We start from the raw sequence: 13872 nt of genomic DNA, 5'->3' as shown, positions 1-13872 counted from the left end.
CTTTTTTACACGAGGTAGACTGTCCCTCTTGAACTATGAATCAATTTGCACTTATGTTTATTGCTTTCGACTCTTTTATTTGAACCTGATATTGATCGAACCATTCTACGATCTGCTTCAGGCGTTCTACTCTCATCGCTGGATCACCATTTCTTGATAAATTGTGATCGGCACCTGGAAAACGGACAAATCGTACAGGTTTATTTTGTTGTTTCAATGCAATAAACAACTGTTCCGCTTGCTCAATCGGACATCGGAAATCCTTTTCACCGTGTAATATCAACAGCGGAGTTTCAACATTCTTTACCAACCTTAGCGGTGAATGCTGCCAGAGTTTGTCTGGGTCATCCTCCATATGTGCGCCGATTTCACCTTCAGTAAAGAAGTAACCAATGTCACTTACCCCATAAAAGCTATGCCAATTACAAATCGAACGCTGAGTGACAGCTGCTTTAAATCGATTTGTGTTTGCTACAATCCAGTTCGTCATAAACCCACCGTAGCTCCCGCCAGTTACATACAACTGCTCGTGGTCAATCCATTCGTAACTTTCTAATGCATGGTCGATTCCGGCCATTAAATCTTCATAATCGCCACCACCATAGTCGCCTCTGCATCCATTAACAAATGCTTGTCCATATCCATGACTTCCTCTGGGGTTTAGATAAAGAACTCCATACCCTTTCGCTGCTAGCACTTGAAACTCATGAAAAAAGGTATTTCCATACATCATATGTGGGCCACCGTGAATTTCTAGAACGAATGGGTAAGATTCCCCGTGCTGAAAACCAACAGGCTTCAATAGCCACCCATGGATTACAGTCCCATCCTGGCTCGGGAATTGAACCGGTTCCGGTACAGTCAAAGTAATATTATTTAGGAAAGGCTGGTTGTGCATGGTAATCGGCTCTTCATTCAAACTGTTAATCTCGTGTAGAACGATATCACCGGGATGTGAAGGAGTGCTAATAGTTAAATAGACTCGTTTAGCATTGTCGTCCAGAGCGTATTGATACACATGACGATCGCCTTCAACAACCTTATCAACATTACCGTATATATCAATTTCATAAAGCTCCGTATTTCCGAACTCACTTGCCAAAAAGTACAGTGTTTCACTATTTTCACTCCAGGTTAGATGAGGATTTGCTTCTACCGCGTGTAAGTCACTGATCATCATATCCCCCACTTGAATATCCAACTGCTCCGTCAAACACCTCGTTGTATTATTTTCCAGATCATATACCCAAATTTCGTTATATGTAGCTCCTTTATAATACTGGTTATGTCCTATATACGCTACAAATCGCCCGTCAGGTGAACAAGATGGATGAGAAAAGGTTCCTTCAAATTCTGAAATCACAGTTGAATTCCCATCAAGCTCATGTACAACAATCTTTGTTTGCCGATACCTTCCAGGTTCATCTTCTTCAAAACGTGCATAGACAATTCCACTACCATCAGGCGTCCATGTAGAATATAAGTGATCTGCCTTCCCCGAAGTTATTTGTTTTTCTTTACGACCGGACACCTGGATCACTGCAACCTGTTGGTGGGACTCATGTGTAAAGGCGGTTTTACCGTCTGCTTTATAACGGAGTTGATCGATTACAATCGGCTTTGGCTTTTCGTTCTTCACATCATTTGCTAATTCTTTTGTAAACGTATAAAGGATCGAAGTGCCATCATGGTTCCAAGAAGGCTGGGAAACGCCACCATTAACTGATGTTAGTTTTTGTGGTTCGCCCCCTTTTGCGGATACGACCCAAACTTGATTATCCCCTGAGCGATTTGAAAGAAATAATAGGGATTGTCCATCAGGAGCCCAACGCGGATGAAAATCGAGAGAGGCTCCCGATGTCCACTTCACCGAATTTCGTGTAGAGATATCTAGTATAAATAGGTGTGATTGATATTCAAGATCTTCATTGATCTCTTTTACAACATAAGCCAGTTTTTCTCCATCCGGTGACAATTGAGGGTCACTGACGAATTTGAATTGATAAAGGTCCTCGATCTTAACACCGCTGCTTGTCATCATTGGTTATTTCCTCCTTTAGGTAGTGCAACTATGATTTCATCTTAGGATCGAATGCATCTCGTAATCCATCACCTACAAAATTAAAGGCAAGTACTGTAATAAGTATCATCAATCCAGGAAAGATGGGATACCACGGAGCTGTATACATGATCGTCAAACTTTGTGCATCCTGAAGCATATTCCCCCAGCTTGGTGTTGGAGGCTGTATTCCTAATCCAAGATAGCTTAGGGCAGATTCAGCTAATATGATAATCCCAACATTAAGAGTAGCTGTTACGATTATTGGCCCCATCGCATTCGGTAAAATGTGGGAAAAGATGATCCGAGAGCTCTTCACTCCCATTGTTTTCGCAGCGAGGACAAATTCCCTGGACCTCAGTGACAAGAACTCACCTCGAACCAATCGTGCGGTCGTCGTCCAACCAAATAAGGCAAACGCTAAAATCAGTTTGTCAATGCTTGGATCAAAGATTGTGACAAGTGTAATTAATAAAAACAAACTTGGAAAGGAAAGGAATACATCTACTGTTCGCATTAAGAAATTATCAATTCGTCCACCGTAATATCCAGCAATCGCACCGACAATCGTACCAATAATTATCGAGACTGTAACGGAAGAAAAACCCACGAGTAAGGAAACCCTTGCTCCATATAAAAGTCTAGTGTACATATCCCGGCCAAGTGTATCCACACCTAACCAATGCTCACTTCCAGGAGGCTGTAATTTCTTCAATAACTCTTGATTATTAGGATTATACTGTGTCAGTAATGGCGCACAAATGGCAGCTGTAATAATAATGATTAATACAACTAGCCCGATGACAGCTAATTTATTTTTCATAAACTTATCAAAAGCGATCTTTCTTAATGTATCAGGCTTTTCTTGTGGAAAAGGTGCTAAGGGCTCTGGAGAAACCGGTACATTTGGGCGTAATTGATTTTCAGGTTGTGACATCTTCATTCCCCCTTAATACTCGATTCTTGGATCAAATACAGCGTATAAAATATCAGCAATTAAATTCCCAATTACGGTTAAAACTGCTGCTATAACAGTTACAGCCATAATCACCGGATAATCTCGCTGAAATGCTGCATCAACAAATAACAATCCAATTCCAGGCCAGTTAAATATCTTTTCAACAATAACTGTTCCAGCAAAAAATGAAGGGAGCATTAGACCGAAAATGGTAATAACCGGAATCAACCCATTACGAAGACCATGCTTGTAAACCACTCTGCGTTCTTTGAACCCTTTAGCACGAGCTGTCCGAATATAATCCTGCTTCAACACGTCAAGCATACTTGTTCGTGTATATCGTGTTAGTCCAGCCATATCCGCTGTTGCTAATACAAACGCTGGCAAAACTAAATGATGGATTCGATCCCATAAACTGAATGGTTCATTGAGTGTGGCGATCCCTCCTGTCGGAAACCACCCTAGCTGTACGGATAAAAACATGATCAGTACAAGTCCAAGCCAGAAATTTGGTGTCGCTAGTCCTATGAAAGAAGTAAATGTAACCGAATAATCCGTTAATGTATAAGGTTTACGTGCAGATATAATCCCAAACGGAATAGAAATAAGTACTGCCAATAGCGTCGAAACCAACATTAAAAATAACGTATTCGGTAATCGTTCCACTATCAGGTATGACACGTCTGTACCTGTTCGAATCAGCGATTGACCAAAATCACCCTGGAGCATATTCCCTACCCATTTCAAGTATTGAATATGCATCGGATCATTCAATCCATATTTCTCCATGAATGCAACTTTATCCTCGGGTTTAATATTCGGGTCCATGAGCAGTGCAGTGGGATCACCAGGAGCTAGGTGAATGATTCCAAATGAAATGATAGTAATCCCAAATAACAATGGAATAGCCATTAATGAACGTCTGATGATATACGATAGCAAGAAGAAATTCCCCCTTTATACCTGAAAATTTCAGTCTCTTCCCTTTACATTTAGTACATCTTTACAAGTAGGAATGGGACTGACAAAACCGTCAGCCCCTGCCAATGAACCAAACGCTTATTGTTCTAACCACCATTTTTCAATCTGATAATACTCACTTGAAGGATGGTGGACATGACCTTGAAGCTTAACGTCTAAAGCGTAGTGATCATTCGGGTAATACAAGAACGTATATGGTTGTTGTTCTGCGATCCCAGCTTGAATCTCACCAATAATCTGCTTTCGCTCTTCTTGTTCGAGTACCTTCGTATTTTGTTCCATTAGCTTATCGAGTTCTGGGTCAGAGAAGTGGACAAAGTTTAGCCCCTCTGCGCGTTCCTTAGAGTGCCACAGTGCAGTTGGATCAGGGTCCACTCCTAAACTCCAACCTAGGATAACGGCATCATAGTTCCAGTTAGGAGCATTTACATCATCAATAAACGCGCTCCATTCCATGATTTTTGGCTTTACTTCAATCCCAATCTCTTTTAATTGTTGTTGAACAATCTGCGCGATCTGTTCACGCGCTTTGTTCCCTTGGTTCGTTTTTAGTTCAAACGAGAATTTCTTACCGTCTTTTTGGAGGATACCATCACCACCAGGAGTCCATCCTGCTTCTTCAAGAAGCGTTTTCGCCTCTTCTACGTTAAAGTTGAATTTCGGGACATCTTTATTATAAGCCCAACTTAATGGACTTGATGGCGCATGAGCAATTTCACCGTCTCCACCTAACACAGCCTGGATGATCGATTCACGATCAATTGCCATTGTCAAAGCTTGTCTTACCTTAACATCTTGGAAAAGCTCATTTTTTTGGTTCCAGCCAATGTACGTGTAGGCCAATGATAAATTCGTTGATATGTTAATCTTGCCCTCATCTTCAAGTTTCTTTGCTGTCGCAAGGTCCGGAGATTGGACAGCAGCTTCATGAACGTCTCCTGCAGCCAGTTGTGCCATCAGGGCGTTTGCATCAGGGACAATTTTGTACGTCACTGAATCAAGATAAGGTCGACCTTTATAATAATCTTCATTCGCTGCAACCTTTACATATTGTCCTTCTTTCCATTCTTCAAACTTGAATGGACCCGATCCGACTGGGCTTTTCGTATTAAATTCATGTTCTCCTAATTCACCAACTGGCACATCTTTTAAAATATGTTCAGGCAATACTCCGTAACTTGCTGTCGATAAGAAAGGAGCATATGGTTCTTTAAGGGTGAATTTAACAGTGTGCTCATCTACCGCTTCGATCTTTTCAATTTTTTCAAAATCAGAAGCACGAGGACCTGTGTAATCTTTATGCAAAGGAATTCCGTACGTAAATACAACATCATCTGCTGTTAGAGGCTCACCATCGTGGAACGTGATGCCTTCGTTAAGAAAGAATGTCCAAACCGTTCCATCTTCTGAAATCTCCCATTTTTTTGCAATAGCGCCCTCTGGCTCTAGTTTTTCATTAAAGATAACCAACCCATCATATAACATATCTGAAATATTAGAACTTGATGTGTCCGTGGAATACAAATCGTTGAAAAGTGTTGGTGCACCGATCGATCCGACGACCAGATCCCCACCTTGCTGCGGTTCGCCAGATTTTTCTTCCTTCTCTTCAGTACCTTTACTGCCTTCATTAGATGATTGTTCTGAAGAAGGATTTGCGTTACATGCCGCTAAGAACATCGTCAACACTAATGTAAGTACAAACAACCAATGGATTTTCTTTTTACCTTTCAAATACTCTACCCCCTAATAAATTTGATTTCGGATTGGTTGACACTGGCACAACGATCTGAGATTCACCCCCTTCAATGGAATAAGAAAAGCTAATCAATCTACTCATAAAGATGGCAAGCAACATAATGCTTAGGATGAACTTCTTGTAGCTTAGGGATCTGTTGGCTACATACATCTATTGCTGCAGGACAACGCGTATGAAACACACAGCCATTTGGAGGGTTTGCTGGACTTGGTAATTCCCCGGATAATATAATGCGCTCACGCTTTTTCTTGCCCTTTTTCCTAGGAGCAGGTACAGCCGATAACAGTGCTTGAGTATATGGGTGCAGAGGCTCTTTATACAGATCATGTTTTTCTGCAAGCTCCATCATATTTCCTAAGTACATGACACCGACTCTGTCTGAAATATGACGGACAACTCCTAAATCGTGTGAGATAAATAGATAGGTAAGGTTATATTTTTGTTGCAAATCCTCCATCAAATTGATGATTTGTGCTTGAATCGAAACATCTAAAGCAGATACAGGTTCGTCTGCGATTACAAGATTCGGATTTAGAGCAAGTGCTCTAGCAATACCAATTCTTTGCCGCTGCCCTCCTGAAAATTCATGTGGGTACCTATTGGCAAAGGTTGCGTCTAATCCTACTGTGTCAAGTAGCTCTCTTACACGCTCCTTTTGTTCTATCTTAGGAGTACCATGAGTTTTCAACGGTTCAATAATACAATTCTCCAATGTCTTCCGCGGATTTAAGGATGCAAATGGATCTTGGAACACCATCTGAATTTGCTTTCTAACGTTTTTCCTTAATTCCCCCTCTTTTAATCTGGTAATATCTTTACCTTGGAAAATGACATTACCGCTAGTAGGTTGGTAAAGACGAATGATCGCCCTCCCCAATGTCGATTTTCCGCATCCGGATTCCCCAACAATACCTAACGTTTCACCCGGCTGAACTTGGAATGAAACCCCATCCACTGCTTTAACGCGCCCTACTGTTTTCTGCATTACCCCTGCCTTAATCGGAAAATGCATCCTTAAATTCGAGACCTCTAGTATCGGCTTGGCAGCTTGCTCATTTTTCACATCAGCTATAAGTGTTTTTTGTGTCGGTGACATTTTTAACCCCCGTTTCTTCATCGTACAAAAAGCAACGGACTGCTCTCGTATTATGCCTTTTACTCAATAAGACGGGTTCTTCTTCAAAACATCGACCAAAAGCATGAGTACAACGCGGAGCAAACCTGCATCCGCTCGGCATCTGCTCTGGTGTTGGAACATTACCTGTTATCGGATTTAATCGACCTATTTCTCCCTCAATATCAGGTACGGACTCAATTAACCCTTGTGTATATGGGTGTAAAGGATTATCGAAAATGTCATCAACTGAAGCCTGTTCAACAATTTGTCCGGCATACATGACGATAATTCGCTCAGCCAGTTCTGAGACAACTCCAAGGTCGTGAGTTATTAACAAAATTGCTGTATTCACTTTCCTGGATAAGTCCCTCATCAGATCTAAAATTTGTGCTTGGATTGTTACATCAAGTGCTGTGGTCGGTTCATCTGCAATTAATAATTTAGGGTCACAACTCATTGCCATTGCAATCATGACACGCTGTCGCATGCCTCCCGAAAGGCGGTGTGGAAAATCCGTGATAATTTCTTCTGCTCGAGGTATACCGACCATGTTGAGTAGTTCAATGGCCTGTTTTACTGCTTCCTTACGTGGTAATCGTTTGTGGTATGTAATTACTTCAATAATTTGTTCGCCAACAGTCAAAACCGGGTTTAGAGATGTCATCGGCTCCTGGAAAATCATTGATATTTCGTTGCCTCTTATTTGGCACATCTCATTTTCAGTGAGTTTCAGTAAATTCTTACTCCCCATCATGACCTCTCCATCTACAATTTTGCCATTCGGTCCTGGTACCAATTGCATGATCGATAGAGATGTCATACTTTTCCCGCATCCAGATTCACCAACTAATGCTACTGTTTCCCCAGTTCTGATATCAAAATCCACTCCATCAACTGCTTTTACTGTTTGTTTTTTGTCGAAAAAGTGTGTCTTCAAGTTTTTGACCTTTAACAAATCTTTCAAATGATCAAACCCCCTTTATTCACTACCTTTGTTGTTCTTTCGGTTGAAAAATATCCAATTTTTGAACTTTGTTTATATTTTGAATTATTTTAAAACATTATAAGTATACAAAATAGAACAATCAAGATGTTTTTTAATTAAAATGTAATTTTTTAATGTTACTGACATATAAATCGCAAAAATTCAATTTCCGAAAACTCCTCTACTCTATATATGCCAAGGGGTTTCGAATTTTAAATTAAGAGGCACAAAAAAATACACGAAAGTAAATTCCGTGTATTTCATCATTCGACAATTATTTCGCTATAGGGATAGGAGTTGTCTTTTTTCGAGTTTTGCTGCGCCGACGTTTTATAATGATAGCAAATACAAATATAAATGAAGTAACGCCAAATCCTATGACCATTTTTTCAAATCCTATCGTATCGAGAAATAGCCCTGTTAAAAGCATTAGTACTTGAAATATAATGTTATCCACCATACCCTTGATCGAGAAAAATCTACCATGGTATTCTGATGGAACCTCCGTCTGAAAAATCGTTGTTATAACTGGAAAAAGTGTACCTGCAGCAAGCCCAAACAGCCCAAAAGATAGGATTGCCATCAAGGGTTGCTCTGCTAAAAACAACGAGGTATGCGCAGTTGCAATGACTAGGGTGATCACAAGCATGTATTGCAATTTCGGATTTTCATTGAAGAAGCGTTTCGATAAATACGTCCCTATGAAAACACAAAGTCCCTCTGCTGTATACAAAATTCCTTTTATTCCAGAATCATGCTGCAACTCACTAATTTCGATCACCATCAAATTGAATCCGGAAAGAAATAAAAAGGCTGGGATCAAAAGAAAAATACCATAGACAACCATTGGCCGCTCTTTAATCACAGGAAGCAACTCACGAAGTGTACTCATAAAGTTTTCCTTTTTACCGCTATTATCATCTTTCTTGGTTTCTTCTTCCACCTTTATAAAAAAGGTTGAGATCAGAAGTAAAACGTACGAGATCAGAGTCACCGTATACAAGGAGAACAACGACATGCCAACTAGCATTACCCCACCAAGGGCAGTACCGACAATTCGCGCTCCAGTAAAAATATTTACATGTATACCATTTGCGACAAGTAGGTGCTCCTTCTTGACAATGATCGGAAGCAACGTCTGCATGGCAGGGTTTGCAAAGGTTCCCGATATCCCAATGACAAAAGTGTAAATTAGCATCCACCAAACAGAGTTAGATGCAATTGCTAAGTACATAAAAAGGATTGCTGCACAACGAGCGATGCCTGCATAAATTAAAATATTGCGTTTATTATTCCGATCGATCACTCTCCCTGCCATTGGTGCAAGAAATATTCCGACTAAAAATCCGGACAGAATAATTAATGCTTGTAGAAATGAAGACTCTACATTTTGTTGTAAAAATTCAAGATTTCCTATAATGCCAACCCATAACCCTGTGCTAGAAACTGCCAGACCAACCATTAACAGCAAGAAGTTTCGATTTCCCCACATCCTGCTATCCCCTCTCTATCAATGTTCACCTAAGTATTTCGAGTTCCTAAATAATATATTAACATTATAGAACTTAATGGAAAATCTTGCACCATTTATGGTGAAATATTTCACCCTAAATAATATCGACTTACAAACTCAATAAATTGCTGTACTTCTTCGCTCTGATCCTTTTGCACTAAATATGTATAAGTCATTGGTAATCGCACGTCTTGTGTATGGACTTCTAACACTCTTCCTTCAAGAAGTTCCCTTCTAACTGAAGATCGAGGTAGAAATGAAAACCCGATTCCTTCTTCAATAAACCGTTTCGTTACATGAACTTGAGACACAACCATTGTACGTAAATGGGGATAAATTGACCTTACCCCTGTTAATAAATCGTCCCAGTATAGAGGATGATTATGGGTTAACAATACATCGTTACGAAGCAAATCATTGAGCTCGATTGGTGGACTTGATTCAGGGTCACCCCCATCATGCTGAGCAATCAATATAACAGGGTCCTCATACAATGCTTCACATGTTAGCTCCGGCTGGATCGGTTTAATCCGAGATATACCAAGATTCGCATCCCCAAGCATCACTTTATTGCCAATTTCTTGAGATTCATACACCTGTACGACTACTTCAATTTGCGGAAAACGCTCCATGAATCGCTTAACGATGTAAGACAGTATAGACGAAGCAATTAATGGTGAAACAGCAAGAGTAAGCTTTCTATCATACCCCTGCTGCCAGCTGCTTAAAGATTGAAGTCCCTGGTTATAGCCCTGGACAACCTTTTTTGCGTGATAGATATAATGCTTCCCAGCAGGCGTCAGTTCGATGTTTCTTCCGTTTTTTTCGAATAACTTAATTCCTAACACCTGTTCTAAGTGGTGGATGTGCACGGTTACAGTCGGTTGAGAAATAAACAGCTTTTCAGAAGCCAAACGAAAATTTTCACATTCTGCAGCTACAATAAACGTTCGAAGCCAGTTGATTTGCATAGTAGCCCTCTCAATCAATTAATATTATTAATCAATTTCATCATAATCATTTATTAGATTTAATTATAAAAATCCCATACACTAAAATCAACAACTATTTGTTGAGGAGTGGTTACAGATGTTACAGAAAGGTTTAGAAGGAATTGTTGCGGCACAATCAACAATCAGTCTTGTGGACGGGGAGAAAGGACACCTCGTCTATCGAGGATATTGGGCAAAGGAGCTTGCACAAAAGAATAGCTTTGAAGAAATTGCGTATTTACTCTGGGAAAAAAGACTTCCAGATCAGAAAGAGCTATGTGAATTTAAAGAAGGGTTGAAATGTCAAAGAGAATTAACCTCTCATGAAGAAAACATTCTCCGTGAACTACCTGAAAAAATGGAGATGATGAGTGTAATCCGAACTATCATTTCAAGTACGGGAACCTCTGACTATCAATGGCCGTCATCACGTGAGCAGGCAATCCGGGTATCATCAATCATCCCAACAATCATTGCGAAAAGACATCGACTCCAACAAGGAAAATCCCCAATTAAACCCGATATGGAATTGGACCATGTAGCCAATTACTTATACATGTTAACTGGATCTATGCCATTAAACGAACATGTTAAAGCATTAACTGGATACTTAATTTTAACAATGGAACATGGAATGAACGCTTCTACCTTTGCGGCAAGAGTTATTGCATCTACCCAATCTGATCTTATTTCCTCACTTACAGGGGCTATTGGGGCAATGAAAGGCCCCCTACATGGAGGTGCTCCTTCGGGTGTTATTAATTTATTGGATCAAATCGGGAGCATTGAACATACAGAATCCTGTTTACGACAGCAACTTGAAGATGGGCAACGTTTGATGGGGTTTGGACATCGGGTCTACAAAACTCAGGATCCACGGGCAGAGGCGTTAAGAGAAATCACCTTAAGCCTTGCTACTGCCGATCCATGGTTTGAACTTGCCAATCATGTAGAGAAAATAGCTATTCAGCTATTAGAAGAACACAAACCAGGAAGAAGGCTTTATACAAATGTGGAATTTTATGCTGCCGCCATCCTACGAGCCGTTTCTTTACCTCCAGAGTTGTTCACCTCGACGTTTACACTTAGTAGAACCATAGGTTGGATCGCACATATTTTTGAACAAAATGAAAACAACCGAATTATTCGTCCTTCCTCTGAGTATGTAGGTCCATTGCCCGTTTAATTTGCCTATGGGCTGACCTTGAACATCCATTAGTAGTACAAATTCTTGCAAAACTGTTTAGTCAGCCCCCCTACTCGGGTATTGTACAAGAAATAGCAACTGAATAGAGGAGGGCTTACTTTGTTTGAAAAACGAGCTGGAGAAGTAATTGTAAATACACTTTTAGAATGGGAAGTTGATCATATATACGGACTTCCTGGTGATTCAATCAACAATCTAATCGAGGACCTACGAAAGACGAAAGATCAAATTCAATTTTTGCAAGTTCGTCACGAAGAAGTTGGTGCGTTAGCAGCATCCTCGTATGCTAAATTAACTGGAAAAATGGGAGTATGCTTGTCTATTGCTGGCCCTGGAGCTGTTCACTTAATGAATGGATTGTACGATGCAAAAGCGGATGGGGCTCCTGTTCTAGTACTTGCTGGTCAAGTGGAATCCGAAAAGCTTGGAAAAGATGACTTTCAAGAAATTAATTTGGAGCGAATGTTTGACGATGTTTCTGTTTTTAATAAAAGGGTAAGCACTCCTGAACAGTTGCCGGACCTTTTAAATCAAGCTATTCGAACCGCTTACGCAGAAAAGGGTGTGGCTGTCCTAACAATACCCGATGATATTCCAACTCAAAAGGTAAAACATAAAACAAACCAAACTTCATCAGTCCGGTCGGTACCCAGCATTTTTCCTGGGGAGAAGAACCTTAGCCTAAGTTTAGACTTAATCAATAAGAGTGAACGTCCTGTAATTCTTGTTGGAAAAGGGGCACAGAATTCCCGAAAAGAACTTGAATCGTTCGCAGAGAAAATTGCCGCACCAATGATCGTCACACTTCCAGCAAAGGGAATCATACCAGATGAACACCCTTATAACCTTGGAAACCTCGGACAGATTGGAACAAAACCTGCCTATGAGGCAATGGAAGAGACGGACCTTCTCATCATGATCGGCACCTCATATCCATACCGAGACTTTTTACCGGAAGAAGCCCCAGCTATTCAGATTGACTGTGACCAAAAGCAAATCGGTAAACGTTATCCGGTTACTATTGGTCTTGTCGGGGACAGTACGAATACATTAGCATGGTTGAATCGAAATTTAGACCGTACAGAAGAAAGAGGGTTTCTAGAAGCTTGTCAGGAAAACATGCAAAATTGGTGGGAGCATCTTCATAAAGAAGAAGTGGAACGATCAACCCCAATGAAGCCGCAGCAAGTTATCCCACAGCTTCATAAGCTCGTAAACGAGGATGCTGTAATGTCTGTTGATGTAGGAAATGTCACCGTATGGATGGCAAGGTATTTTCGGATGACTCATCAGAAGTTTATAATCTCTAGTTGGATGGCGACAATGGGGTGTGGCTTACCTGGTGCGATTGCTGCCAAACAAGCTTATCCTGAAAAACAGGTTGTTGCCGTATGCGGAGACGGTGGATTTACGATGGTCATGCATGATTTTGTAACGGCGGTAAAATATAAGATGCCAATTATCGTTGTCATCTTAAACAACGAAAAGATAGGTATGATCAAATATGAACAGCAAGAAGCTGGTCATCTGGAATATGAAACAAATCTTGCAAACATTGATTTCGCCCGGTTTGCGGATGCATGTGGTGGTGTCGGATATCATGTAGAAACGCACGAAGACCTTGAGCTTGCGATTGAAAATGCAAAGGGTTCCCATAAGCCCGTTCTTATTGATGTTGCCATTCAGGATGAGCCGCCGCTTCCAGGTAAAATTCAATATGGTCAAGCGGCAAGTTATACTAAACATATCGTAAAAAATTTCTTTGAAAAGGGTAAGTTTGAAATGCCTCCGTTGAAGAAGTCGTTGAAGCGTTTAACGTAGAATTTAAGGGATGCTGGTATCCGGCATCCCTTGGTTTTACTTAGTTATTTTGGTCTTCCTCGTTCATTTGGTTTTTCTTCATTACCCTTGGCCTTCACCGTTACCTTGATTTTCTTCGTTCATTTGATCATCATTTTCCTGTTGATCCATTTCTTCATCCTGCTGCTGTTCCTCTTGTGGTTCTTCATTTTCTGGTTCTTCATCAGCACCACAACCAAACAGCAGACCTATTGCAAAAACAGATGACAAACCTGTAAGACAATACTTTTTTAATTTCATATTGTAGGCGCCTCCCTTCTATCAGCATTTCGATTAGGGTGAACTGTACCCTTAAAAAAAGACAGTTTAATAAAAGTCCTAAGCAGCTAAGAGGTGACCTCGGAATTGTTCCGGGGTCATCTTTTCTAATCCCCATTGATACCTGGAGGAATTGTAGTAATCCATGTAATCGTCTACTTTCTTACGTAATTCCTCTACAGT

The 13872-nt window shown here is 40.5% G+C and carries 12 protein-coding genes; 2 read left to right on the top strand and 10 right to left on the bottom strand.

Going from position 1 to position 13872, the window contains the following annotated elements:
- Positions 1 to 40: 40 nt before the first annotated feature.
- The 8 genes from NON16_RS24065 to NON16_RS24030 all read right to left on the bottom strand — a co-directional run bounded on the left by NON16_RS24065 (position 41) and on the right by NON16_RS24030 (position 10343).
- Positions 41 to 2041: a S9 family peptidase gene (locus tag NON16_RS24065; protein WP_257352022.1), complete on the bottom strand. Its 2001-nt coding sequence runs from the start codon at positions 2039 to 2041 to the stop codon at positions 41 to 43.
- A gap of 28 nt (positions 2042 to 2069) precedes the next feature.
- Positions 2070 to 2996: an oligopeptide ABC transporter permease gene (gene opp4C, locus NON16_RS24060; RefSeq protein ID WP_257352020.1), complete on the bottom strand. Its 927-nt coding sequence runs from the start codon at positions 2994 to 2996 to the stop codon at positions 2070 to 2072.
- Positions 2997 to 3008: 12 nt separating this feature from the next.
- On the bottom strand, positions 3009 to 3959 hold the full coding sequence (locus NON16_RS24055; RefSeq protein ID WP_257352018.1) for an ABC transporter permease: 951 nt from the start codon (positions 3957 to 3959) through the stop codon (positions 3009 to 3011).
- Between the two features lie 117 nt (positions 3960 to 4076).
- Positions 4077 to 5732 carry a peptide-binding protein gene (locus tag NON16_RS24050; protein WP_308216651.1) on the bottom strand — a complete coding sequence of 552 codons (1656 nt, stop codon included), beginning with the start codon at positions 5730 to 5732 and terminating at the stop codon, positions 4077 to 4079.
- Between the two features lie 98 nt (positions 5733 to 5830).
- Entirely contained in the window at positions 5831 to 6853 is a 1023-nt protein-coding gene (locus NON16_RS24045) for an ABC transporter ATP-binding protein (protein ID WP_257352017.1), read from the bottom strand.
- Positions 6822 to 7838, bottom strand: a complete 1017-nt coding sequence (locus tag NON16_RS24040; RefSeq protein ID WP_257352016.1) for an ABC transporter ATP-binding protein — start codon at positions 7836 to 7838, stop codon at positions 6822 to 6824. The genes NON16_RS24045 and NON16_RS24040 overlap by 32 nt, the downstream gene beginning before the upstream one ends.
- A 295-nt stretch (positions 7839 to 8133) precedes the next feature.
- Entirely contained in the window at positions 8134 to 9351 is a 1218-nt protein-coding gene (locus NON16_RS24035) for an MFS transporter (RefSeq protein WP_257352014.1), read from the bottom strand.
- A gap of 110 nt (positions 9352 to 9461) precedes the next feature.
- Positions 9462 to 10343 (bottom strand): LysR family transcriptional regulator, encoded by an 882-nt coding sequence (locus NON16_RS24030; RefSeq protein ID WP_257352013.1) that lies wholly within the window; start codon positions 10341 to 10343, stop codon positions 9462 to 9464.
- 118 nt (positions 10344 to 10461) lie between these two features.
- On the opposite strand from NON16_RS24030, the gene NON16_RS24025 reads away from it, so the two are divergent.
- Together NON16_RS24025 and NON16_RS24020 are read left to right on the top strand one after the other, a co-directional pair.
- Positions 10462 to 11550: a citrate synthase/methylcitrate synthase gene (locus tag NON16_RS24025; protein WP_257352011.1), complete on the top strand. Its 1089-nt coding sequence runs from the start codon at positions 10462 to 10464 to the stop codon at positions 11548 to 11550.
- 120 nt (positions 11551 to 11670) lie between these two features.
- A complete protein-coding gene (locus NON16_RS24020; protein WP_257352009.1) occupies positions 11671 to 13392 on the top strand; it encodes a pyruvate oxidase in 1722 nt (573 codons plus the stop codon).
- 81 nt (positions 13393 to 13473) lie between these two features.
- Here the strand turns inward: NON16_RS24020 and NON16_RS24015 are convergent, their stop codons facing one another.
- Positions 13474 to 13671, bottom strand: coding sequence for a hypothetical protein (locus tag NON16_RS24015; protein WP_257352007.1), 198 nt, complete (start codon positions 13669 to 13671; stop codon positions 13474 to 13476).
- Positions 13672 to 13749: 78 nt separating this feature from the next.
- Positions 13750 to 13872 (bottom strand): IS3 family transposase (locus tag NON16_RS24010; RefSeq protein ID WP_257348545.1); only part of this gene is annotated, 123 nt, incomplete at its 5' end.

The sequence above is a fragment of the Pseudalkalibacillus decolorationis genome, assembly GCF_024609785.1.
GTDB lineage: Bacteria > Bacillota > Bacilli > Bacillales > Fictibacillaceae > Pseudalkalibacillus > Pseudalkalibacillus decolorationis.
The sequence above is the reverse complement of the archived record's forward strand: the minus strand, read 5'-3'. Positions and strand labels throughout refer to the sequence as shown.

What these genes read in the sequence shown, in the direction of transcription:
- NON16_RS24035 (WP_257352014.1), bottom strand. Translation starts at nt 9,351, where the DNA reads ATGTGGGGAAATCGAAACTTCTTGCTGTTAATGGTTGGTCTGGCAGTT.
- NON16_RS24025 (WP_257352011.1), top strand. Translation starts at nt 10,462, where the DNA reads ATGTTACAGAAAGGTTTAGAAGGAATTGTTGCGGCACAATCAACAATC.
- NON16_RS24065 (WP_257352022.1), bottom strand. Translation starts at nt 2,041, where the DNA reads ATGATGACAAGCAGCGGTGTTAAGATCGAGGACCTTTATCAATTCAAA.
- opp4C (WP_257352020.1), bottom strand. Translation starts at nt 2,996, where the DNA reads ATGTCACAACCTGAAAATCAATTACGCCCAAATGTACCGGTTTCTCCA.
- NON16_RS24045 (WP_257352017.1), bottom strand. Translation starts at nt 6,853, where the DNA reads ATGTCACCGACACAAAAAACACTTATAGCTGATGTGAAAAATGAGCAA.
- NON16_RS24015 (WP_257352007.1), bottom strand. Translation starts at nt 13,671, where the DNA reads ATGAAATTAAAAAAGTATTGTCTTACAGGTTTGTCATCTGTTTTTGCA.
- NON16_RS24030 (WP_257352013.1), bottom strand. Translation starts at nt 10,343, where the DNA reads ATGCAAATCAACTGGCTTCGAACGTTTATTGTAGCTGCAGAATGTGAA.